Raw genomic sequence first — 21,456 nt, forward strand, 5'->3', positions numbered from 1 at the left:
CCCGATCGCGTACGGCCGTGGCCAAGGCAGGTAGGTTTCAGGCGTGAGCGCGAAGAAGAACGAGCACGACCCCCGGCACGACAAGCTGCCCATCCGGATGCTGCACGACCGCGTACTGGTGCGGCAGGACGCGAGTGAGGGCGAGCGGCGGTCCGGGGGCGGCATCCTGATTCCCGCGACGGCGGCGGTCGGCCGCCGGCTGGCCTGGGCCGAGGTCGTCGCGGTGGGGCAGAACGTCCGGACGGTGGAGACGGGTGACCGGGTGCTGTACGACCCGGAGGACCGTGCGGAGGTCGAGGTGCGGGGCACCGCGTACGTGCTGATGCGGGAGCGTGATCTGCACGCCGTGGCCGCGGACCGCTTCGAGGGGTCGGAGGACTCGACGGGCCTGTACCTGTAGACCCGTGGGCCGTCGCGGCGTTGCCGTGGTGGTGGCCGGAAGGGCTGGTGACCATGGTCACCAGCCCTTCCGGCCGTCCTGGCCAGGGCTTTAGAGTGGGGGGACCCACTGGGCCCCGACGAGACGCGCCGTACCGGGGTGAGGCAAAGACGACGCACTCCCGTTTGGATCCGACGATTCGACGAATCGTCGACGTGTGTTCCGGAGGTGCCTGTCGTGGCGTGGGTTCTGTTGATCGTTGCCGGTCTGCTCGAGGTCGGCTGGGCGATCGGGATGAAGTACACCGAGGGTTTCACCCGGCTGGTTCCCAGCGTGCTCACCGGTGCCGGCATCGTGGCGAGCATGGTGCTGCTGTCGTACGCGGCGAAGACGCTGCCGATCGGTACGGCGTACGGCGTGTGGGTGGGGATCGGTGCCGCCGGGGCGGCGGTGCTGGGCATGGTGGTGCTGGGGGAGCCGGTGAACGCCGCCCGGATCTTCTTCGTGTGCCTGCTGGTGGTCGCCGTGGTGGGGCTGAAGGCGACGTCGGGGCATTGAGTGGCTGATCGCTGAGCGCGGTCACGCCCAGCGGTCACGCCCCCGCGGTCACTCTCCGCGGGGGCGTGGGATGAAGCCGGCGAGGCCGCCGCGGCTGCCCGTGCCGGGGTTCTCCCCGTCGGTCGTGCCGCTCCCTCCGGTTCCGCCGCTGCCCGTGCCGCCGGTGGTGCCGCCGCCGGTGGTTCCGTCCGTGGTGCCGCCGGTGGAGGCGTCGTCGTCCGTGCCGCCGGTGGTGGTGTCGCCGCCGGTGCCTTCGTTGGCCCCGCCTCCGGTGCGGCCCTCGCCGGTGCTGTCGTCCGGGCCCGGGTTCCGGCTCGTGTTCTCGTCCGGTCCGGGGGCGGTGGGTGTGCCGTCGCCCGGGGTGGTCGTGGGGGGACGGGAACCGGTGCCGGCGGTCGGCGGCGCGGTCCGTTCGGCGTCCGCCTGCAGTTCGAGGTCGAAGTCACTGACGGGCTCGCCCTGCAGTGCCTCCCGGGTGAACTGGGCCCAGATCTCGGCGGGGGGCCCGCCGCCGTTGATGCGGGGCAGGCCCATCGCGCCGTACAGCTTCTCCTGTGCGGCGGTGTCCGGGTTCTGGCCCATGACCGCGACGACGGTGGCGAGTTCGGGGGTGTAGCCGGCGAACCAGGCGGCCTTGTCCTCCTCCGCGGTGCCGGTCTTGCCGGCGGCGGGGCGGCCCGCGCCCAGGGCGGCGGCCGCGGTGCCGTTCTGGACGACGCCGCGCAGGACGGCGGTGGTGGTGTCGGCGGCTTCGCGGCTGACCGCTCGTTGGCTCTTGTGTTCGGGCAGCGGCACGGTTTCCTTTCCGTCCTTGGTGATCTTCTCGATCAGGACGGGGTCGCTGTGCACGCCGTGGTTGGCGAGGGTCGCGTACGCCTCGGCCATGTCCAGGGTGCTGGCGGTGGCCACGCCGAGGGCGATGGAGGGGGAGGGGGTCAGTTCGGGTGTGGTGGAGGGGAGGCCGAGGTCGATGGCGGTCTGCTGGACCTTGTCGGAGCCGACGTCGACCGCCATCTGGGCGTAGACGGCGTTGACGGACTTGTCGGTGGCCTCGCGGACGGTGATGTCGCCGTACGAGCGGTCGTCCTCGTTGGCGGGGTCGTAGAGGCCGCCGGGCCAGCCCTGGACGGGGCGTTTGTTGGTGCCGTCGTAGACGGTGTTGGGGGTGATGGGGAGGCCGTCCTGGGTGCTGGACCCGTTCTCGACGGCGGCGGCGAACACGAACGGCTTGAAGATGGAGCCGACCTGGTAGTCCCGGCGGGTGGCGTTGGGGGTGTACTGCTTGACGTAGTCGATGCCGTTGTACATGGCGCGGACCTTGCCGGTCTTCGGTTCGACGGCGGTGCCGCCCGCGCGGACGTACGTGTCGACCTTGCGTTGCTTCTGGTCGAGCCGGTCCATCAGGTTGTCGTTGACGGCGTCGACGAAGGCGTTCTGCTTGTCCTTCTGGAGGGTGGTGGTGATGCGGTAGCCGCCCGCGTCGAGTTCCTCCTCGCCCACGATCTTGTTCTGGATGAGGTGGTCCTTCATGGTCCGCACGATGTAGCCGCGCTGGCCGGACATGCCGGTGGAGTTGGTGCTCTCCTTGGGCGGGGGGAACTTCAGGCCGGCGCGCCGGGTCTCGCTCAGCCAGCCCTTCTCGACCATGCCGTCCAGGACGTAGTTCCAGCGGGCCTCGGCCGCGGGGCGGTTCTCCGGGTGGGAGACGACGTCGTACTGGCTGGGGGCGTTGACCAGGGCGGCGAGGTAGGCGGCGCGGCCGGCGTCGAGGTCCTGGGCGTCCATGCCGTAGTAGGCCTGCGCGGCGGCCTGGATGCCGTAGGCGTTGCGGCCGAAGTAGCTGGTGTTGAGGTAGCCCTCGAGGATCTTGTCCTTGGTCTGCTCGCGGTCCAGCTTGATCGCGATGAAGAACTCCTTCACCTTGCGGGTGACGGTCTGCTCCTGCTGGAGGTAGTAGTTCTTCACGTACTGCTGGGTGATGGTGGAGCCGGACTGCTTGCCCTTGCCGGTGGCGGTGTTCCAGGCGGCGCGGACCATGGCCTGGGGGTCGACGGCGGACTCGGTGTAGAAGTCGCGGTCCTCGGCGGCGAGGACGGCGTGCTGCGCGTCCTTGGAGATCCGGCCGAGGCCGACGTTCTCCCGGTTGACCTCGCCGTCCCGGGCGATGACGGAGCCGTCGGCGTACAGGTAGACGTTGGCCTGCTTGATCGCGAGGGCGTTGGCGGACGGGATGTGCACGAGGTGGTAGCCGAGGAAGAAACCACCGGTGAGCAGGAGTGCGCCGAGGAGGAAGGCGCCCAGCGTCGTCCGCCAGGTGGGGACGATCCGGCGCCATCCGGTGCGCTTGCGCTTGCCCTCGGCGGGCTGCTGGGGCTGCGGCTCGTCGCTCATGTCGTGCACGGACTCCTGTTTCGCCTTTTTTCTGAGGGTACGGCCATTGCGGCCGTTACTGCCGTTACACCTGTTACGGCCGGTTCAGCTGTTACGGCTGATTCGGCCGGTACACGTGGTGCGTGCGTGTACGCGTCGTGCGTCCCCTTGGAGAAGACTGTCGCATCCGGCGGGCCCGTTCCCGTCGGCGACGCGTGTCGGCCCGCTGTACGGCTTCTCACACGTATGGCCCTCGGCAGCCGGAAAATGCCTGGCAGGGCCTCGGCTGCCGGTACTAGGTTCATGCGGTTGGACGTCGGCGAGGACGCCGGAGGAGAGCGACGCCGGGCGCGGCGGGAACCGGAGGCGGGTTGTGGGGGGAGACTCGGCCCGGTTGTCGGCCTGGTCGTCGGTCCGGTCGTCGGCCCGGTTGTACGGGGTGGTCGCGGTGGGCGGCTTCCGGCGGTACGCGACGTACCGGGCGGCGACGGCGGCCGGGGTGTTCACCAACACCGTCTTCGGCCTGATCCTCGTGTACACCTATCTGGCGCTGTGGAACGAGCGGCCGGACCTCGGGGGATACGGGCAGGCGCAGGCGGTCACGTACGTGTGGCTGGGGCAGGCGCTGTACGCGACGCTGGCCATCCAGGGCGGCGGCTTCGAGGTCGAGCTGATGGAGCGGATCCGTACGGGTGCCATCGCGATCGACCTGTACCGGCCCGCCGACCTGCAGGGGTGGTGGCTGGCGCAGGATCTGGGCCGGGCGGTGTTCCAGCTGCTGGGGCGGGGTGTGATCCCCTTCCTGTTCGGGGTGACGGTCTTCCCGGTGGCGCTGCCGGACGATCCGCCGACCTGGGCCGCCTTCCTGACGACGGTGCTGCTCGCGATGGTGGTCAGTTACGCGATCCGCTACCTGGTGGCGCTGAGCGCGTTCTGGCTGATGGACGGTGCGGGGGCGATGCAGATGCTGATGATCGTGGGGATGCTCTGCTCGGGCATGGTGCTGCCGCTGAACGTGTTCCCGGGCGCGTTCGGCGAGGTCGTACGGATGCTGCCCTGGGCGGCGCTGCTCCAGGGGCCGGCCGACGTCCTGATGGGGGAGACGAGCGCGCTGCGGGTCTTCGCGCTCCAGGGCGCCTGGGCGGTGGCGCTGCTGACGGCGGGGCGGCTGCTGCAGTCGGCGGCGACGCGGCGGGTGGTGGTCCAGGGTGGCTGAGGGCGGAGGGCGACCCGGCGTGGCTGAGATCGCCGGGCGGGCCGGTGGCCGGGCCGGGGAGGGGTCCGGTCGGAGGGACGATCGGGGGGCCGGTCGGAGGTCCGGGCTGGTGCAGGGGGTGCGCGCGTACGGGCTGATCGCGGGGATGTGGATCCGCTCGACCATGGTGTACCGGACGTCGTTCGTACTGACGACCATCGGCGGGGTGGTGGTGACCGGCCTTGACTTCGTCGGCATCGCGCTGATGTTCTCGCACGTCGACGTGCTGGCCGGCCACGCCCTGGCCGAGGTGGCCTTCCTGTACGGCCTGTCCATCGTGTCGTTCGGCATCGCGGACCTGACGCTGGGCTCGATGGACCGGCTGGGGCGCCGGGTGCGGGACGGCACGCTCGACACGCTGCTGGTGCGGCCGGTGCCGGTGCTCGCGCAGGTCGCCGCGGACCGCTTCGCGCTGCGCCGCGTCGGGCGCCTGCTGCAGGGGCTGCTGGTCCTCGGCTGGGCCGTCGCCTCGCTGGACATCGTCTGGACCGTGCCGAAGCTGCTGCTGATGCCGGTGACGGTGGTCAGCGGCGCGGCGATCTTCTGCGCGGTGTTCGTGGCGGGAGCGGCCTTCCAGTTCGTCGCGCAGGACGCGTCCGAGGTGCAGAACGCGTTCACCTACGGCGGTCAGACGATGCTGCAGTATCCGCCGGTGGTGTTCGCGCAGGAACTGGTGCGCGGCGTGACGTTCGTGCTGCCGCTCGCCTTCGTCAACTGGGTGCCCGCGTCCTACGTGCTGGGGCGGCCGTATCCGCTGGACCTGCCGCAGTGGGCGGCGTTCATGGCACCGCCGGTGGCGGCGGTGTGCTGCGCGCTGGCGGGGCTGGCGTGGCGGGCGGGGCTTCGTTCGTATCGGAGTACAGGGAGTTGACCGTGGGCGACGACAGCGCACCTGCCGGGAGTGACGGCAGCGGCAACGGCAGCGAGGGCGGCGGGGCCGGCCGCGACGAGCGGGAGTTCATCCTCCTCGAAGGGGTGGAGAAGGTCTTCGACGTGCGGAAGAAGACCGGGTTCCTGAAGCGGGAGCGGCGGCGGGTGCGGGCCGTGGACTCGCTCTCGTTCTCCGTGGCCCGCGGGGAGATGGTCGGCTACATCGGGCCGAACGGCGCGGGCAAGTCGACCACGATCAAGATGCTGACCGGGATTCTCACCCCCAGCGGTGGCCGGCTGCGGGTGGCCGGCATCGACCCCACCCGGGAGCGGATGCGGCTGGCGCACCGTATCGGGGTGGTGTTCGGGCAGCGGACGACGCTGTGGTGGGATCTGCCGCTGCTCGACTCGTACCGGCTGATGCACCGCATGTACCGGATCCCCGACGCCCGTTATCGCGCGAACCTGGACCGGCTCGTCGAACTGCTCGACCTGGGCGACCTGCTGGACACGCCGGTGCGGCAGCTCTCCCTGGGGCAGCGGATGCGCGGCGACATCGCGGCGGCGCTGCTGCACGATCCGGAGGTGCTGTACCTGGACGAGCCGACCATCGGTCTGGACGTCGTCTCCAAGACCAGGGTGCGGGACTTCCTGCGGGAGCTGAACACCGAGCGGGCCACGACGGTGCTGCTGACCACGCACGACCTGCAGGACATCGAGCAGTTGTGCTCGCGTGTGATGGTCATCGACCACGGCCGCCTGATGTACGACGGTCCGCTCACCGGCCTGCACCGGGCGGGGGAGAGCGAACGCACGCTGGTGGTGGACCTGGAACGGGAGATGCCGCCCATCGACGCGCCGGCGCCCGCGCGGGTGGTGCGGGTGGAGGGGCCGAGGCAGTGGCTGGCGTTCCCGGCGGCGGAGTCGGCGGCCCCGCTGGTGGCGCGGATCGCGGCGGAGTACCCGCTGGTGGACCTTTCGGTGCGGGAGCCGGACATCGAGGCCGTGATCGCGAAGATGTACGCGGAGCAGGCAGGACGGGTGGAGCAGGCAGGACGGGCGGGGCAGGCAGGACGGGCGGGGCAGGCAGGACGGGCAGGACGGGTGGGGCGAACGGTGCGGGCGGAGGGGAGGGGGGCCGTCGCCGGGGACGCCCCGGAGGGCCGGGACGAGGGCGTCGGGCGGGTGGTCTCGTAGCCCTCGGCAGGGGGACCTCGTAGGCTGCTGGGTATGACCGACGACGCAGTCCCGGACCTCCGCGCCTCCGATGCCGACCGCGAGCGCGTCGCCGCCGTTCTGCGGGACGCCGTCGCCGAGGGGCGCCTGGACATGGAGGAGTTCGAGGAGCGGCTGGACGCGACGTACAAGGCGCGGACCTACCGGGAACTCGAGCCGATCACCCGCGACCTGCCCGCCTCCGGCGTGTCCGTTCCCGTCGTCTCCCTGACGAAGTCCCCCGAGCCGGGCGACGATTGGGCGAGCCGGGTGGGCGTCGGTGGTGACGCGCCGTCGACGTGGGCCGTCGCCGTGATGTCGGGGTTCCAGCGCAAGGGCCGGTGGACGGCGCCGCGGAAGTTCACCTGCTTCGCCTTCTGGGGCGGCGGCGAGATCGATCTGCGCGAGGCGGACTTCGCGGACCGCGAGATCGTGATCAACGCGTTCGCGATCATGGGCGGCATCGATGTCATCGTCCCGCCGGGTGTCGAGGTCGTCGTCCGCGGCATCGGCGTCATGGGCGGCTTCGACCACCGTGAGGAGGGCGTGCCGGGCGAGCCGGGCGCCCCGCGCGTGGTCGTCTCGGGCTTCGCCTTCTGGGGCGGTGTCGGCGTCAGGCGCAAGCTGCCCCGGGCGGAGAAGCAGCGGCTCCGCGAGGAGCGCCGCCGCGAGAAGCTGGAGCGCAGGGCGAACCGTCGCGGGGAGGGAGCGGACGACGACGCGGACCGCCATGAGCTGGGCGCCTCCTCGTCCGGCCAGGCCGCCCTCGGCCACGGCCACGGCGGCTTCGGTCACGGTTCCTTCGGCTTCGAGTCCCCGCACGGCCGACGGGCCGAGGAGCAGGGCGAACGCCGCCACGACCGGGACCGCTGACCGGAACCACTGGCCAGGCCGCCGGCCGGCCGCTCCCTTCCCTACAGCTGCGCCGGCGCCCCGCCCTTCAGGTCGTCCAGGTCGAGGGTCTCGGCCATCCGCGTGTACCCCCGGTCGCTCGGGTGCAGATGGTCGCCCGAGTCGTAGAGGGAGCGCAGCCGGCGCGGGTCGTACGGGTCGCGCAGGGCCCGGTCGAAGTCGACGACGGCGTCGAAGACGCGCCCCGCGCGGATCTCCGCGTTGATCCGCTGCCGCACCGTCTCGCGCGCGTCGGTGTATCCGCGGTGGCCGCCGAACGGCATCAGGGTCGCGCCGACGACCTTCAGCCCGCGGGCGTGGGCCCGGTCGACGAGGGTCTTCAGGCCGCCGACGATCGCGTCGGGGTCGGCGAGGTCCGGGTCGCGCAGGATGTCGTTGATGCCGAGGTCGACGACGAGGACCTTGACGTTCGTCCGGCCGAGGACGTCACGGTCGAAGCGGTTCAGGGCGCTGGGGTTCTCCGCGGGGCGGCCGAGGCCGTCGGCGAGGACGCGGTTGCCGCTGATGCCGCCGTTGACGACGCTGTAGCGCGGTACGTCCCGTCCTGCCGCGGCCGCTTCGCGCAGCCGGTCGGACAGGATGTCCGGCCAGCGGTTGTTGGCGCCGACGGTGGAGGTGCTGCCGTCGGTGAGCGAGTCGCCGAGGGCGACGACGGTGCCCTCCGAGTCCCTGCTCAGCACGTCCAGCCCGGTCAGGTAGCGCCAGAAGGCGCTCTCCTCGGTGTACACGGTGCCGGTCGTGTCCTCGGTGTGCTCGCCGACGGCGGCGTACGAGGTCTGGCGTGCGTACGTGTGGCGGGTGACCGGTCCGGAGCCGGTGGGGGAGTACGTGGTGACCAGCACGTCTCCGTCGTGCGGGACGGTGAGGCGTACGGCGTCGCTCGTCACCTGGCCCCCGGCCGGGACGACGACGGTGGTCCGCCCCTTGAAGGTGACCTGCCGCATGGTGCCGGCGAGGGCCGCCGCGTCGCCCCGGCCCGCGGACAGGGCGATCGAGGCGTGGCTGATGGTGAGCGGGGACTGGCCGTAGAGGTTGGACAGGGTGATCCGGGCGGCGGTGCCGCCGACGCTGGTGTGCACGACGTTGCGCAGCGAGCGGTCCGCGAGGCCGGTCATCTCGGTGCCGGGCTCGCCGCCGACCGGGGAGGCCGACCAGGAGGAGACCCAGGTGCCGGTGGAGGCCGGTGCGGCCGGGTTCCGGCGTCCGTCGCGGCCGTCGGCGAGGGTGTCACGCTCTCTGGTGCCGTCGCCGTACAGGTCGGACGACACGCCGACGTATATGGCCGCGGACACCGCCACGATCGCGGCGATCACCGCGGCGAGCAGGGCGCGGTACTTCGCGGTGGACGCCCCCGCGCCCCCGTCACGTCCCCCGGTCATGCTGTTCTGTTCTCCTCGGACGGTCGGAGTCCGAGACTCCGTACGGATGAGCCCATGATGCGGCATGGACGGACGGCGGTCCGACAGGACCCCGCCGGGGCCCGGCCGTGACCCCACTGCGACTTCGCCGGGATTCCACTGGGATCGCGCGGGCAGTCACCCGGCTTCACCCCTGACTTCCCTCTGGTTTCCCCCTGAGGTCCACCCCGGCCCCGCGCCGCGGATTGCCCTGATTTTCCCCTGATTTTCCCCTGATTCCCCCCGGTCTCCTCCCGCTTTCCTCCTGCTCCCCGGGCGGAATCCCCCTCCGGTTCCCCTGCCGGGGCGCTCATCGGGGAGCTGTCGGGCCGTCCATTGGACAGACGCCGGGAACTCCTGTTCCGTTCCGGGAGTCGGTCAGGAAGGGACAATGTGTGAGGGATCACCGAACGGGCGGAGCGGATGGAGCGGGACGGAACGAATGAACGGATCGGGCGGATGAGTGAGGCGGACGCCACGGACACCGCGGACACGGAGGGCACCGCGGCCACGGGAGACGGAGGTGGGGACGGCCCGCGCCCGCGTACGCAGGCCCGCGCCGGCGGTGTCACGCACCGCACGATGACGACGTTCAGTCCGGCGGACGAGGAGAAGCGGCGCGGAGTGCGCCAGATGAAGCTCATCGCCACCGGGCTGCTGCTGTTCGTCGCCGTGGTGTACGTCCTCGCCGAGTGGGCGTCCCACGCGGGCGCCGGCGCCTGGGCGGGCTACGTCGCCGCGGCGGCGGAGGCGGGCATGGTCGGCGCGCTCGCCGACTGGTTCGCCGTGACCGCCCTGTTCCGCTACCCGCTGGGCCTGCGCATCCCGCACACCGCGATCATTCCCACCAAGAAGGACCAGCTCGGCGTCTCCCTGGGCGACTTCGTCGGCGAGAACTTCCTCTCCGAGGACGTCGTCCGCGGGCGGCTGCGCTCCGTCGGCATCGGCAGCCGGCTCGGCGCCTGGCTGGCGGTGCCCGAGCACGCCGACCGGGTCACCGCCGAGTTGTCGGCCGCCCTGCGCGGCGCGCTGACCGTCCTGCGCGACTCCGACGTCCAGGCGGTGGTCGGCGAGGCGATCACCCGCCGCGCGGACGCCCAGGAGATCGCGCCCGGCATGGGCAAGATGCTGGAGAAGATCGTCGCCGACGGCGGTCACAAGAAGGCCGTCGACGTCATCCTCACCCGCGCCCACGACTGGCTCGTGACGCACGGCGACTCCGTGATGGACGCCGTGCAGGGCGGCGCTCCCGGCTGGACCCCGCGGTTCGTGGACCGGAAGATCGGCGACCGCGTCTACAAGGAGCTGCTGCGCTTCGTCACCGAGATGCGCGACATGCCCGCCCACCCCGCGCGCGGCGCCCTGGACCGCTTCCTCACCGACTTCGCCTCCGACCTCCAGTCCGACACCGAGACCCGCGCCCGGATCGAACGCCTCAAGAGCGAGATCATCGGCCGCGACGAGGTCCAGGACCTGATCGCGTCCGTCTGGACGGCCGTGCGATCCATGATCGTCTCCGCGGCGGAGGACGAGCGCAGCGAGCTGCGGCTGCGCGTCCGCGCCTCGCTGCTGTCACTGGGCGCGCGCATGTCGGCCGACGCCAGGCTGCAGGGCAAGGTCGACGGCTGGCTGGAGAGCGCCGCGGTGTACGTCGTCACCACCTACCGGGGGGAGATCACCTCCCTGATCACGGACACCGTGGCGGGCTGGGACGCCGAGCACACGACGAAGAAGATCGAGGCCAACATCGGCCGCGACCTCCAGTTCATCCGCATCAACGGCACGGTCGTCGGCTCTCTCGCCGGGCTGCTGATCTACACGGTCTCCCGCATGCTGGGCGCGTAGGGCCCGCCCGGCGGGCCCTGCCTCCCGGAACGGCGGGCGTGTTCCTCCCGGCCCAGGGCACAAGGGAGGCATTCGCCCGACGGAGAGGGAGCCATGACAGGGGAATCGTCGCCGGCCTCAGTGGCCGCCTCCACCGGAACCGTCACCACCGCCGTCCCGGCCCGTCTGGACCGGCTGCCCTGGTCACGGTGGCACTGGATGATCGTGATCGGCCTGGGCACCGTCTGGATCCTGGACGGACTGGAAGTCACGATCGTCGGCAACGTCGCCGGCCGCATCGCCGAGGAAGGCAGCGGCCTGGACATCACCTCCGCCCAGATCACGGGTCTCGCCGCCGCCCTGTACGTGGCGGGCGCGTGCTCCGGGGCCCTGTTCTTCGGCTGGCTGACCGACCGTTACGGCCGCCGGAAGCTGTTCATGGCGACGCTGATGGTCTATCTGGGGGCGACCGCGCTGACCGCCCTCTCCTTCGAGACCTGGTGGTTCTTCCTCTTCCGGTTCCTCACCGGCTTCGGTATCGGCGGCGAGTACGCGGCCATCAACTCCGCGATCGACGAGCTGATCCCGTCCCGCTACCGGGGCCGGGTCGACCTCATCATCAACGGCAGCTACTGGCTCGGCGCGATCGGCGGCGCCCTGCTGTCCATCGTGATGCTGGACACCGACATCTTCCCCAAGGACCTCGGCTGGCGGCTCAGCTTCGCCCTCGGCGTCGTCCTCGGCCTGGTCGTCCTCCTGGTCCGCCGGCACGTTCCGGAGAGCCCACGCTGGCAGTTCATCCACGGCCAGGGCGAGAAGGCCGACGCGCTCGTGTCGTCCGTCGAACGGGAGATCGAGGAGGAGAAGGGGGAACCGCTGCCACCGCCCGCCGGTGAGATCACCATCCACCAGCGCAAGAGCATCGGCTTCGGCCTGATCGCCAAGACCGTCTTCGGCCGCTACCCGCGCCGCGCGATCCTCGGCCTCTCCCTCTTCATCGGCCAGGCCTTCCTCTACAACGCCATCACCTTCGGCTTCGGCGCCATTCTCATCACCTTCTTCGACGTGCCGACCGGCAGTACCGGCTACTACTTCGCCGTCATCGCCGCGGGCAACTTCCTGGGCCCGCTGTTCCTGGGCAAGTTCTTCGACACGGTCGGCCGCCGGATCATGATCTCGGGCACGTATCTGCTGTCGGGCATCCTGCTCTTCGGCACGGCCTGGCTCTTCGACAACGGCTCGCTCACGGCCACGACCATGACCGCCTGCTGGTGCGTGGTGCTGTTCTTCGCGTCGGCGGGAGCCTCCAGCGCGTACCTGACCGTCTCCGAGATCTTCCCGATGGAGACCCGCGCCATGGCCATCGCCTTCTTCTACGCCGTCGGCACCGCCGCCGGCGGTATCAGCGGCCCGCTGATCTTCGCCGAACTGACCGAGTCCGGCGTGGTCGGCGAGACGGTCCTGGCCTTCCAGATCGGCGCCGGGCTGATGTGCGCGGCCGGTGTGGTGGCGGCGTTCCTGGCGGTGAACGCGGAACGCCGTTCGCTGGAGGACATCGCCACCCCGCTCTCCGCCACGGAACCGAAGGCGGAGAGCACGCGCGGGTGAAACGGCCGGCCCCGCCGCGGGTCAGCGCCAGTCGCCGGTCAGCCAGGCCAGGAGACGGGGGTCGGGTGTCGCGTCGCACGGCACGACGCCGTCGATGGCGACGATCTCCGCGGTGAGGGTCTGGGAGGCGGAGTGGAAGCTCCTGGCGAAGTCCTCGGTGACGTCGCCGGGCTCCGCGATCGTCACCTCGGAGGCGGTCACCGGTTCGGGTGAGCCGCAGCCGACGTAGGGGAGGGGCTGGCCGAGGTACCAGCCGCCGACGAACACGGCGTACAGGGCGGCGGTGGCGCCCAAGCGGCGCGGTGTCATCCAGGTGGGCACGCGAGGAGCTTTCCACAGCCGGAATCCGAAGGGACGAGCGCTCCGGCACCGCTCCGCCCGGCCCCGGAGCGCCTCCATGCTCCCCCGACGCCTCCGATGCCTCCGATGCAGCAGTGATGCGCGTGCCTGACCTGCTGTTATGTCGTTATGCCGTGAGACGGGCGGTGCGGAGGCCGGCTGTTCCACAGGACGACGGGGAGAGACACGCACATGGCGCAGGAACAAGGGGGCCGGGGCCAGGAGCAAGGGGCCGGGGAGCGGTTGGCGAGGTTGCTCCGACGCTGGTGGGAAGAGGCCGGCGGTTCGTCCGGCGGCGCACGGCCGACGCAGCAGGCGCTGGCCGCGCGGCTGGGCGTCGACCAGACGACGCTCTCGCGCTACCTGAATCCGAAGCACACGTCGACCGCCCCCTTGAGGGTGGTGGAGGCCCTGCACGCCCAATTGCGCGCTCCGGCCGCGGAGCTGGACCGGGCACGGACGCTGTGCCGGGCGGCGCTGCGGGAGAACAGCGGCCGGCGAACCGTCGGCGGCGGAGGGGAACCCACCGCCGCGACCGATGTCACGGACGGATCGGGTGAGCCCGTCGGTTCCCGTGCGACCGCCGGTCCCGCCGACTCCGTCGACTCCGCCGACCCCTCCGGCCCCGTCGCCCCGCACGGGCCGGGCGGGGGACGCGGCAGCGGTGCCGGCCGCCCTCGCTTCCGGTGGCACCTGCACGTACTGGTGTGGGCCGCGGTGGTGGTGGCGTTCGCCGCCGGAATGCTCGTGCACGAACGCTTCGCCGTCCAGGACCGCCGGGCCGCCACGACCGACGGCACCGCCGGTGGTGGGGGCCCCGTGGCCGCGAGTGAGGTGCCGCGCCAGTGGCCCCTGCTGGTCATGGGCGAGCAGGACCAGTTCACCCCTGCCCGGGCCCTGCAGAACCTGCTGACCGCGCACGGCTACGAGGTGAGAGCGGACGGCTTCTTCGGGGAGGGCACCCGGGACGCCGTCATGGCCTTCCAGCGGAAGAGAGGCCTGTCGCCCGACGGCAAGGTCGGCAAGCACACCTGGCCGGAGCTGGTGAAGGAGGTCAAGCCCGGATCCGGGACCCACGAGGTACGGGCCGCCCAGGAGCTTCTGAACAACGTGGGCCAGGGCGGCACGGTGGTGTCGGGGGAGTTCACCGCGGTGACCGCCGAGGACCTGAGGTTCTTCCAGCGCACACAGGACCTGCCCGTGACCGGCAGGGTGGACGTGGACACCTGGCTGGCCCTGCTGGCGGCGCAGCTCCCACCCACCGGAGCCCCGGCGTACCAGCGGCCCGAAAGCCCGCCGCCCTCCGCGTCCGTACTCGTGTCCGCGCCTGCGTCCGCGTCCGCGTGAGAAGAGCGGAACGCGTGGTGCCGGCCCCTGCGGCACATGCCGTGCAGCCTTCCTGCATCAGGGCATAACGGCAGGTCAAGGCGGAGTCAGGCAGGGTGCATCGATGCACCTCGGCAAGCGGTCGGAAACGTCTTCTCCTGCCCGGTCCCGTCGGTGATCCTGGTTCTGCGACCGGCACTCCCGGACAGCCCGCCCCCGTCGGCGGGTGACACGTCCGGGGCCTCCCGCCGGTCCGCTTCCTGTCAGCACTCCACCCTGAAGGGGTCACCCATGCCTGCTGCCCGCACCACCCTCGCCTCCCTCGTGTCCGCCGTCGTCCTCGCCGGAGGACTGGCCGTCGGCGCCGCCGGCCCGGCGAGCGCGGCCACCTGCCCGTCCTCCGCCTCCCCGGTGATCAGCGGGGCGAAGGCCCACTGGACCCTGAGCTGTTCGGGCGACGGTGTGAAGGTGTACGGCTGGCTCGAGGACACCCGTATGGACGGCAAGTGCGCCGTGGTCCGCATCAACGCCGGCAACGGCGCCTACCGCACGAAGTCCGCCTGCAGCTCCGGCGTCCGGGAACAGTTCACCTTCACCTTCACCGGCACGGACTCCGCACAGGTACGCCTGGCCATCGCCTGACCCTTCCTGGCCACGGCCACGGGGGTGAGGGGCGGCCTCGGGGGCGGGTTGCGACGCCCGCCCCCGAGGCCTTCGGCGTCGCTCCCCCTCCGCCAGGGGACGCTTGACGCTCGCACCGGCCCGGACGGTGAGCTGTGCGCGGCCGTTCCGGCTGACCGGGCACAGCTCAGCCGGGATCACCTCGGCGAGACGCGTGATCCGCCGGAGAGGTCCCGACCGGACAGGTCTCAGCCGGTCCCGCGATCCAGGACGCGGCGGGCCGCCTCGGCCTCCGCCGCCGCCGGGGACAGCTCGTCGAGGGAGTCGAGTTCGGTGTCGCTCTCCAGCTCCCGTTCCCAGGCCGCCGCGAGCTGTTCCTGTTCCTCGCGCGGTTTGGCGCTGATGGCTTCCCGGTGGTCCGGGTCCAGAGCCGTCAGGAATCGTCCGACCGGGTCCGTGGACATGCCGTGCTCCTCGTCACTGGGAAGAAAGGCCGCTCCCAGCACCAGCATGGCCAGCTCGTCCGGAGACGGCGACCCGAGACGGCCTGTGTCCCTACGGCCTCCGATCACCTGGAGGCCCTCGGTACCGGAGTACGGGCGAACATCGTCATCCCCGACCGCACCCACGTTCGCCGGGTCCACCGGCTGCTGGAAAAGTACTCCCCGCGGTTGTCCGTACGAGTCCTGACCTCGCTGGCCGATGGAGACGCCTCTCTCGACGCAGTCGACCAGCTCTTGAGGGAACTCGACGCCCAACCGGAAGCGGTACGACTGATGGCGGGTACCCCCGGATTCCGTATCGCCTACCGGCTGCCCACCGGCCGGCCTCTGCTCGTCAAGCACATACGCCCGTTGCGGTTGCCCGAGACCTGCGCAGGCTGCCGCTTCAACAACAGCGCCGACTGCCAAGAGGGCTACTACGGAGTGCGGTTGTATCGCGACCCGCACGGCACGTTCCACATCGGCGTGTGCATACAACGCATGGACCTCTGTCTGCCCGTGGAAGAGTTCGTGGGCAGCGAGGTGTGCGCAGAGATCCGGAAGATTCGCGAACAGGACCTGCACGACTTGACCGTCCGACCTTGACCCACAACTCACCGAAAGCGAGAGAGTGTTGGCTCAGCACGAATACGAAGCGAAGTTCCTGAAGATCGACGTGGACGCCGTTCGCGACCAGTTGCGGGCATCCGGAGCCCGGCGGACCTTCGACAAGACCCTGTTCACCCGGCTCATCTTCGAGAACGATGCCGTCCAGGGAGAGCAGTGGCTTCGCCTGCGCGACGAGGGCGGCAGGACGACGCTGACGCTGAAGCAGGTCAGCGATGCCACGCACATCAACGGCACCACCGAGATCGAGATCGAGGTCAGCGACCTGGTGCGTACCGCGGAACTCCTCGCGGCTTTGGGCCTGCGTCAGGTGCGGTATCAGCAGAACTACCGCGAGGAGTGGCAACTGGGAGGCGTCACCTACGACTTCGACACCTGGCCCGACCTCCCCACGTTCCTGGAGATCGAGGCGGGCTCCGAGGAAGCCGTACGCAAGGCGGTGGCAGAACTCGGCCTGGACTACACCGAGGCCCGCTTCGGCAGCATCGACCTGATCTACAAGAGCGAGAAGAACAGGGACATCCTCGCCGAGCCCACCCTGCTCTTCGCCTGACGGTCCCGCCGCGAGCCGGTCGGTCCCCTACCGCAAGTGGCCTGGCGGCCTGCCTCCCGGCTCATCCAGCCAGAGCGGCAGCACCATTCCCCCGGGTACGAGCGAACGGGACCCCGCCGACCAGGGCTCGGTCACCAACGGCTTCGTCGGGCTGTCGACCGCACCGGCCCCGGCCGGGGGAGCACCCCGCCGACATCTGGGCCACCGACGGCGAGCGGACCGAGACCGACCCGCTGCTGCTCGTCTTCAAGGACCGGTGCTGACCCCCTCGGAATGAACCTGAGCGATGGCACCCGGACCGCCCGGACCGGCCGATGAGCCCGGTCGGCCCGGGGGCCGCATCGCCGCCGGCATCGCACTCGCACGCGGTCCGTCGCGGCTTCCGCCGCCTCCCCGCGTGGCCTCACCCGCGCCGGTCGGCGACCACCCACGACGTCAGTGCCACGGCACCCGCCACACCGAACACGGCGGGCCAGGCGCCGACCTTCTTCGCCAGGGGATGCGACCCGGCGAAGGCGGCGACGTACGCGACCGACAGCGCCCCGGCGGCCTTCCCGCCGGCCCGCTCCCGCCACTCCCGCGCCGCGGCGGCACCCGCCACGGCGAGGACGACCCCGCCCAGCGGCCGCTTACGGGTCCAGCGGGCCACGCCGTACCCGCCGACGAGTCCACTCGCGGCCAGCACCGAGCCGGGAACCTTCGCCATGTCCTGCGCCTCCTGCCACCACGCCCGCCCTCTGCCGAGTCGGGATCTCACTTCCCCCGAGGCTAACTCCCGGAAGGACCCGCACCGGCACGGGGCCTTCCCGCCCGGACCTCCGACACCGCGGCACGCGTGCGGCCGGCCCGGAGGGCGAGTCCCCGCACGCCGAGGACCGCCACCCAGAACAGGAAGGGATACGCGGCGACCCGTTCCATGCCTCCCATGCCGAGACCGAGGTAGTGGCCGGACAGGAACAGCCCGAAGGCCAGGAGCGCGACGACCCCCAGCAGGCCGGTCACCCGGCGCAGCGGGCCCGGAACACGGTCCGCCGGGCCGAAGCCCGCCAGGACGAGGCCGAAGTTGGCCGTCCCCATGATGAGCGCGGCGCCCACGACGTGCAGGCCCTTGTGGACGTCCGTGGGGGCCAGCCCGATCAGCACGAACCCCGCGCCGCCACTGGCCAGCAGCACCCAGGCCGAGACGGCGACCCGCCCCCCGCGCCACGGAACGCCACCACCGGCCCCACCGGCCCCACCGGCTCCGTCGGCCCCACCGGCTCCGCCGGCCGCACCGGCCCGGCCGGCCCGGCCGGTCAGGACGAACCCGACGACGAGCAGGACACCCAGCGCGACGAACGAACCGTTCATCAGGCCGTGTTCGGGGGAGCAGATGTACCGCGACTCGGGCCAGGTCCGCAGGCCGCAGTGCACGTTGCCGAGGTCACTGATGTTGTTCCGCGCCCAGCTGTACGCCGGCCGGGCCCAGGCCGACTCGACGATCCCGTGGACGACGAAGAACTGCGCCACCCCCACGATCCACGCGGCGTACCCGATGCGCTCCTTCAACGGCCCCCCTCGTCGCATCCCGCCCCCTGCGCCCCGACCGGCGCTCGACGTCGTCCTCCCCCCTCCACCACGTGATCACGCCTGCCCCGGCCCCAGGGCCCCAGGAGTTCAGAGGTCAGATGCTGGTGAGCAGGTCGTCGAAGAGGTCGTCGAGCGGGGCGGGCACGCGGTCGGGTTCGAGGGCCTCGACGAGGACGCGGCCGTAATGGATCTTGCGCCCCTTCTTCGTGCCGAAGAAGCGCCGCAGTTGCTGCTGGGCGGTGCGGCCCTGCTGCGCGGGCTGGCGCAGGAAGGTCTGCAGGGCGCGCAGGTCGCCCTCCGCCCGGACGAGCTCCTCCACCCGTGCCACGCCCAGCGCGCGGGTCAGCTCGTCCTCCAGATCCGCCGCGCAGACGAAGAACCGCTGCCGCCGTTCCGCACCGGCCGTCGCCCCGTCCAAGGCGCGGGCGTAGAAGCGACGTTCCCCCACATCGCACAGCCCCGTGAGGCGAAGGCCCAGACCGGGTGACGGTCCGAGGAGCCGGGCGAAGCGGCCGACGCTCATCGCACCGCCCATCGGCAGGACGCAGACTCCTGCGCCCTCCAGGTCCAGCCCGCGACGCTCGGTCAGCGCGTCGACCGCCGCGGCGTCGCTCAGCCCCTCGAGCAGGACGGCCGTCCGGACGGGCAGTCGTGCCGCCAGCTCGCGCGCGGGCTCACCGGGCCCACCGGCCGCCCACGCGGTGACCGCTTCCCGGAACGCCCTCATGTCAGCCATGGCACGAGTCTCCGCCCTGCCCGGCCCGCACCGCACGGATTTTCCACCGGACCCCGGCGATCTTCCCCCCGGATCGATCAAGCAGCAGGATGAGGAGGCCGCCGCACGGTGAGGGGGACCCGGCGGAGAGGACCGGGCGGAGAGGGCAGGGCGGCGGGGACGACACGGTGGAGGACACATGACCGGCTCATGGGTGAAGCTCGAACTGGACGTCGCGGCGTTCGACGCGCCCCACTTCGAGACGTACGTGACGCGGTGCCGCGCGGACGGCATCCGCCTGACCACGCTCGCCGAACTGGGCGACACACCGGAACACCGCCGCGCCCTGTACGAACTGAACAAGGAGTGCTCCGCGGACATCCCGGAGCGCGGTGAGTTCTACTCCTTCGAGGAGTACGTCGAGCGGCGCTTCGAGGCCGCCGGCTACGACCCCCGGGGCATCGTGATCGCCCTGGACGGGGACGACTGGATCGGCCTGGCGGCGACGTCGGTCCAGGAGGGCTTCGTCTTCAACGAGATGACCGGCGTACGGGCCGCCCATCGGGGCCGGGGCATCTCGATCGCCATGAAGACCTTCGGGATGGCCTTCGTCAGGGAGCACGGAGCGAGCACGGTCCGGACCTTCCACCACCCGGCGAACGCGAACGCGATCGCCATGAACCGCAGGATGGGATTCGTGGACAGGGAAGACTGAGCCCAGGCCGTACCCGGCCGGCCGCCCCCGTACGAGGGGGAGTCGTTCCGACGCCGGTCGGGGGCTTGCGGTCGTCTCTCCGGCGGCTCTCCGGTGCCGGTCCGGTGCCGGATCAGTCCTTGCGTCCCGTCGCGGCCACGGTGACACCGAGGCCGGCCATCGTGAGCCCGCCGACTCCTCCGACCAGGGAGAGCCGGAGGAGGAGGGCGAGGGGGAGGCGGTCGCGGAGGGTCACTGAAGCGTGATCACCTCGCGGAGCAGTCCGCATCCGGCTCGTCCGTAGAGCTGACCCTTGATCTTCTTGATGCGGTTCGCTGCGCCTTCGGCGCCGCCGGAACTCCAGTGCAGGGGAGTCCGGAGGGTCTGACCCCTGTCCGCCCGGCCATCCGGCGATCGAGGCCGCCGGGTTCGCCCACCTGAGCAAACCCGGCCGGCCGGGCGCCGCCGTCCTCGCCGGATGCGCGGCCGCACAGACTCAGATCTGGTTCAGGCCGCCGTCGACGTACAGGCTCGAACCGGTGATGAAGCTGCTCTGCTCGGAGGCGAGGAAGGCCACGGCGGCGGCGAGCTCCTCCGGGCGCCCGAGCCGGCCCAGCGGCACCTGCGCCGCCAGGTGCTGCCTGAAGCCGGCGGCCTGCTCCGAGTCGGGGACGAGCCCCGACAGGCCAGGGGTGTCGGTCGGGCCGGGCGTGACGGTGTTGACCCGGATACCGCGTCCCTTGAGTTCGTTGGCCCAGGTCCGGGCGAACGATCGGGTGGCGGCCTTGGACGCCGCGTACACGCCGAACGCCTCCGCGCCGACATCCGCGTTCGTAGAGCCGTTCAGGATCACCGAGGCACCGTCGTTGAGCAGGGGCAGCGCCTTCTGGACGGTGAACAGCGTGCCCCGGGCGTTGATGCCGAAGAGGGTGTCGAAGTGCTCCTCGGTGACCTGCTCGAGCGTCACGAACTCGGCGACGGAGGCGTTCGCGAACAGTACGTCCAGGCCCCGTCCCCGGCTGCGGATCGTCTCGTAGAGGCGGTCCAGGTCGGCCAGGTCCGAGATGTCGGCGGCCACCGCGGTGGCCGCCGAACCGATCACTTCGACGGCCGCGTCGAGTTCGGTCTTGCGCCGGCCGGTGATGAAGACGTGCGCGCCCTCGGCCGCCAGTCGTACCGCACTGGCCAGGCCGATTCCGCTGCTGCCGCCGGTGACGAGAGCGGTCTTGCCTTCAAGTAGTCCCACGTGAAACAGCCTCCTTCAACTTCCGCATCGACCGATGCAGAACTCGAACGGTAGCACTTCTGAATCGATCGATGCGGAAGAGGTAGGGTGTGGGGGTGGCAACCAAACAGAGCGGCCCCATCGGCCGGCCGCGAGGATTCGACGCCGACGAAGCTCTCGAGCGCGCCATGCTGGTCTTCTGGGAGCACGGCTACGAAGGGGCCAGCCTGTCCGGCCTGACCGAGGCGATGGGCATCTCCACCACCAGCATGTACGCGGCCTTCGGCAACAAGGAGGAGCTGTTCCGCAAGGCCCTGGAGCGCTACACCGAAGGCCCCGGCGGATACCTGAACCGGGCCCTCGAGGAGCCGACCGCCCTCGGCGTCGCCACCGCGATCCTGGCCGGCACCGTCCGGACCACCACCCGCCCGAGTCGTCCCCGCGGATGCCTGGGCGTCCAGGGCGCCCTGGTCACCAGCGACCCCGGGCGCGGGGTCCGTGACCTTCTCGCCGCTTGGCGCAACAACGGCTGCTCCCGCGTGCGGGAGCGGTTCCAGCGAGCCGTCGACGAGGGCGACCTGCCTCCCGGGGCCGATCCGGGGATCCTGGGCCGCTACGTCACCACCTTGGCGTTCGGCATCGCCGTGCAGGCCGCGAGCGGGGTCGCCCGCGATGAACTCCAGGAGATGGCCGACGCCGCCCTGCGCAACTGGCCGCTCACCTGAGAGCCCTCAGCCAGGCATTCACAGACACGCCGCCGGACGAAGCGGGCTTCCCGGCCCGGACCCTGCGGGCCGGGAAGCCCAGCGCAAGAAGGCCGCACGCGCCCTGGTCCACGAGCCGCTCGCGCAGGGCCGCTCGCGCAGCGCCACGCGTATCGGGCGAGCGTCCGGCACCTGGGCCGGGCCTCAACACCG

General features: G+C 71.4%; 22 protein-coding genes, 1 pseudogene and 1 riboswitch. Of the genes and pseudogenes, 14 read left to right on the forward strand and 9 right to left on the reverse strand.

The features are described from left to right. Positions 1-43 precede the first annotated feature (43 nt). Positions 44-400: a co-chaperone GroES gene (locus tag ACIF80_RS29165; protein WP_055597118.1), complete on the forward strand. Its 357-nt coding sequence runs from the start codon at positions 44-46 to the stop codon at positions 398-400. Positions 401-499: 99 nt separating this feature from the next. Then, positions 500-559, forward strand: a riboswitch (guanidine-III (ykkC-III) riboswitch). Positions 560-616: 57 nt separating this feature from the next. Next, a complete protein-coding gene (gene sugE, locus ACIF80_RS29170) occupies positions 617-937 on the forward strand; it encodes a quaternary ammonium compound efflux SMR transporter SugE (protein WP_055597119.1) in 321 nt (106 codons plus the stop codon). Between the two features lie 48 nt (positions 938-985). On the opposite strand, the gene ACIF80_RS29175 is transcribed toward sugE, so the two are convergent. Continuing rightward, on the reverse strand, positions 986-3,328 hold the full coding sequence (locus tag ACIF80_RS29175; RefSeq protein WP_399810110.1) for a transglycosylase domain-containing protein: 2,343 nt from the start codon (positions 3,326-3,328) through the stop codon (positions 986-988). A 409-nt stretch (positions 3,329-3,737) separates the two neighbouring features. Here ACIF80_RS29175 and ACIF80_RS29180 point away from each other — a divergent pair, with 409 nt between their 5' ends. The 4 genes and pseudogenes from ACIF80_RS29180 to ACIF80_RS29195 all read left to right on the forward strand — a co-directional run bounded on the left by ACIF80_RS29180 (position 3,738) and on the right by ACIF80_RS29195 (position 7,520). Further along, complete coding sequence (locus ACIF80_RS29180) at positions 3,738-4,523, forward strand: ABC transporter permease (protein WP_399810263.1); 786 nt, start codon at positions 3,738-3,740, stop codon at positions 4,521-4,523. A gap of 19 nt (positions 4,524-4,542) precedes the next feature. Then, positions 4,543-5,433 carry an ABC transporter permease gene (locus ACIF80_RS29185; RefSeq protein WP_399810112.1) on the forward strand — a complete coding sequence of 297 codons (891 nt, stop codon included), beginning with the start codon at positions 4,543-4,545 and terminating at the stop codon, positions 5,431-5,433. An 89-nt stretch (positions 5,434-5,522) separates the two neighbouring features. Then, positions 5,523-6,473, forward strand: a pseudogene (locus tag ACIF80_RS29190) (ATP-binding cassette domain-containing protein); the annotation flags it as partial. 189 nt (positions 6,474-6,662) lie between these two features. After that, on the forward strand, positions 6,663-7,520 hold the full coding sequence (locus ACIF80_RS29195) for a DUF1707 domain-containing protein (protein ID WP_399810113.1): 858 nt from the start codon (positions 6,663-6,665) through the stop codon (positions 7,518-7,520). Positions 7,521-7,561: 41 nt separating this feature from the next. On the opposite strand, the gene ACIF80_RS29200 is transcribed toward ACIF80_RS29195, so the two are convergent. Next, positions 7,562-8,938, reverse strand: a complete 1,377-nt coding sequence (locus ACIF80_RS29200) for an SGNH/GDSL hydrolase family protein (protein ID WP_399810114.1) — start codon at positions 8,936-8,938, stop codon at positions 7,562-7,564. A 477-nt stretch (positions 8,939-9,415) separates the two neighbouring features. On the opposite strand from ACIF80_RS29200, the gene ACIF80_RS29205 reads away from it, so the two are divergent. Both ACIF80_RS29205 and ACIF80_RS29210 read left to right on the forward strand, forming a co-directional pair. Beyond that, positions 9,416-10,801: a DUF445 domain-containing protein gene (locus ACIF80_RS29205; protein WP_399810116.1), complete on the forward strand. Its 1,386-nt coding sequence runs from the start codon at positions 9,416-9,418 to the stop codon at positions 10,799-10,801. Positions 10,802-10,894: 93 nt separating this feature from the next. After that, positions 10,895-12,388 (forward strand): MFS transporter, encoded by a 1,494-nt coding sequence (locus ACIF80_RS29210; protein ID WP_399810118.1) that lies wholly within the window; start codon positions 10,895-10,897, stop codon positions 12,386-12,388. Positions 12,389-12,409: 21 nt separating this feature from the next. Here ACIF80_RS29210 and ACIF80_RS29215 read toward each other — a convergent pair whose 3' ends face one another. Continuing rightward, positions 12,410-12,709, reverse strand: coding sequence for a hypothetical protein (locus ACIF80_RS29215; RefSeq protein WP_399810120.1), 300 nt, complete (start codon positions 12,707-12,709; stop codon positions 12,410-12,412). Positions 12,710-12,919: 210 nt separating this feature from the next. Between ACIF80_RS29215 and ACIF80_RS29220 the strand changes: the two genes are divergently transcribed. Both ACIF80_RS29220 and ACIF80_RS29225 read left to right on the forward strand, forming a co-directional pair. After that, a complete protein-coding gene (locus tag ACIF80_RS29220) occupies positions 12,920-14,074 on the forward strand; it encodes a peptidoglycan-binding protein (RefSeq protein ID WP_399810122.1) in 1,155 nt (384 codons plus the stop codon). Between the two features lie 270 nt (positions 14,075-14,344). Beyond that, positions 14,345-14,695, forward strand: coding sequence for a hypothetical protein (locus ACIF80_RS29225; RefSeq protein ID WP_399810124.1), 351 nt, complete (start codon positions 14,345-14,347; stop codon positions 14,693-14,695). Positions 14,696-14,922: 227 nt separating this feature from the next. Here ACIF80_RS29225 and ACIF80_RS29230 read toward each other — a convergent pair whose 3' ends face one another. Beyond that, entirely contained in the window at positions 14,923-15,138 is a 216-nt protein-coding gene (locus tag ACIF80_RS29230) for a hypothetical protein (RefSeq protein ID WP_399810125.1), read from the reverse strand. A gap of 207 nt (positions 15,139-15,345) precedes the next feature. On the opposite strand from ACIF80_RS29230, the gene ACIF80_RS29235 reads away from it, so the two are divergent. Both ACIF80_RS29235 and ACIF80_RS29240 read left to right on the forward strand, forming a co-directional pair. After that, positions 15,346-15,762 (forward strand): hypothetical protein, encoded by a 417-nt coding sequence (locus tag ACIF80_RS29235; RefSeq protein WP_399810127.1) that lies wholly within the window; start codon positions 15,346-15,348, stop codon positions 15,760-15,762. Between the two features lie 28 nt (positions 15,763-15,790). Then, positions 15,791-16,336, forward strand: coding sequence for a class IV adenylate cyclase (locus ACIF80_RS29240; protein ID WP_399810128.1), 546 nt, complete (start codon positions 15,791-15,793; stop codon positions 16,334-16,336). Positions 16,337-16,739: 403 nt separating this feature from the next. Here the strand turns inward: ACIF80_RS29240 and ACIF80_RS29245 are convergent, their stop codons facing one another. The 3 genes from ACIF80_RS29245 to ACIF80_RS29255 all read right to left on the reverse strand — a co-directional run bounded on the left by ACIF80_RS29245 (position 16,740) and on the right by ACIF80_RS29255 (position 18,641). Then, a complete protein-coding gene (locus ACIF80_RS29245) occupies positions 16,740-17,042 on the reverse strand; it encodes a hypothetical protein (protein WP_388216416.1) in 303 nt (100 codons plus the stop codon). Positions 17,043-17,104: 62 nt separating this feature from the next. Beyond that, on the reverse strand, positions 17,105-17,884 hold the full coding sequence (locus ACIF80_RS29250; RefSeq protein WP_399810130.1) for a hypothetical protein: 780 nt from the start codon (positions 17,882-17,884) through the stop codon (positions 17,105-17,107). Between the two features lie 115 nt (positions 17,885-17,999). Next, positions 18,000-18,641, reverse strand: a complete 642-nt coding sequence (locus ACIF80_RS29255; protein ID WP_399810132.1) for a TOPRIM nucleotidyl transferase/hydrolase domain-containing protein — start codon at positions 18,639-18,641, stop codon at positions 18,000-18,002. A 178-nt stretch (positions 18,642-18,819) separates the two neighbouring features. On the opposite strand from ACIF80_RS29255, the gene ACIF80_RS29260 reads away from it, so the two are divergent. Further along, positions 18,820-19,335: a GNAT family N-acetyltransferase gene (locus tag ACIF80_RS29260; RefSeq protein ID WP_399810134.1), complete on the forward strand. Its 516-nt coding sequence runs from the start codon at positions 18,820-18,822 to the stop codon at positions 19,333-19,335. Between the two features lie 112 nt (positions 19,336-19,447). Here ACIF80_RS29260 and ACIF80_RS29265 read toward each other — a convergent pair whose 3' ends face one another. Together ACIF80_RS29265 and ACIF80_RS29270 are read right to left on the reverse strand one after the other, a co-directional pair. Then, entirely contained in the window at positions 19,448-19,570 is a 123-nt protein-coding gene (locus ACIF80_RS29265; protein ID WP_399810136.1) for a hypothetical protein, read from the reverse strand. Positions 19,571-19,810: 240 nt separating this feature from the next. Next, the gene (locus ACIF80_RS29270; protein ID WP_399810137.1) at positions 19,811-20,560 is read right to left on the reverse strand and encodes an SDR family oxidoreductase; all 750 of its coding nucleotides are present in this window, start codon (positions 20,558-20,560) and stop codon (positions 19,811-19,813) included. A gap of 95 nt (positions 20,561-20,655) precedes the next feature. On the opposite strand from ACIF80_RS29270, the gene ACIF80_RS29275 reads away from it, so the two are divergent. Further along, positions 20,656-21,264 (forward strand): TetR/AcrR family transcriptional regulator, encoded by a 609-nt coding sequence (locus ACIF80_RS29275; protein ID WP_399810139.1) that lies wholly within the window; start codon positions 20,656-20,658, stop codon positions 21,262-21,264. The last annotated feature ends 192 nt before the right edge of the window (positions 21,265-21,456 follow it).

This window comes from Streptomyces sp. NPDC085927, from assembly GCF_044540975.1.
Taxonomy (GTDB): domain Bacteria; phylum Actinomycetota; class Actinomycetes; order Streptomycetales; family Streptomycetaceae; genus Streptomyces; species Streptomyces hirsutus.

Excerpts from the sequence above, each read along its gene's own strand:
- ACIF80_RS29245 (WP_388216416.1), bottom strand. The coding sequence starts at position 17,042 with ATGGCGAAGGTTCCCGGCTCGGTGCTGGCCGCGAGTGGACTCGTCGGC.
- ACIF80_RS29205 (WP_399810116.1), top strand. The coding sequence starts at position 9,416 with ATGAGTGAGGCGGACGCCACGGACACCGCGGACACGGAGGGCACCGCG.
- ACIF80_RS29260 (WP_399810134.1), top strand. The coding sequence starts at position 18,820 with ATGACCGGCTCATGGGTGAAGCTCGAACTGGACGTCGCGGCGTTCGAC.
- ACIF80_RS29195 (WP_399810113.1), top strand. The coding sequence starts at position 6,663 with ATGACCGACGACGCAGTCCCGGACCTCCGCGCCTCCGATGCCGACCGC.
- ACIF80_RS29200 (WP_399810114.1), bottom strand. The coding sequence starts at position 8,938 with ATGACCGGGGGACGTGACGGGGGCGCGGGGGCGTCCACCGCGAAGTAC.
- ACIF80_RS29230 (WP_399810125.1), bottom strand. The coding sequence starts at position 15,138 with ATGTCCACGGACCCGGTCGGACGATTCCTGACGGCTCTGGACCCGGAC.
- ACIF80_RS29175 (WP_399810110.1), bottom strand. The coding sequence starts at position 3,328 with ATGAGCGACGAGCCGCAGCCCCAGCAGCCCGCCGAGGGCAAGCGCAAG.
- ACIF80_RS29255 (WP_399810132.1), bottom strand. The coding sequence starts at position 18,641 with ATGGCTGACATGAGGGCGTTCCGGGAAGCGGTCACCGCGTGGGCGGCC.
- ACIF80_RS29220 (WP_399810122.1), top strand. The coding sequence starts at position 12,920 with ATGGCGCAGGAACAAGGGGGCCGGGGCCAGGAGCAAGGGGCCGGGGAG.
- ACIF80_RS29225 (WP_399810124.1), top strand. The coding sequence starts at position 14,345 with ATGCCTGCTGCCCGCACCACCCTCGCCTCCCTCGTGTCCGCCGTCGTC.
- ACIF80_RS29210 (WP_399810118.1), top strand. The coding sequence starts at position 10,895 with ATGACAGGGGAATCGTCGCCGGCCTCAGTGGCCGCCTCCACCGGAACC.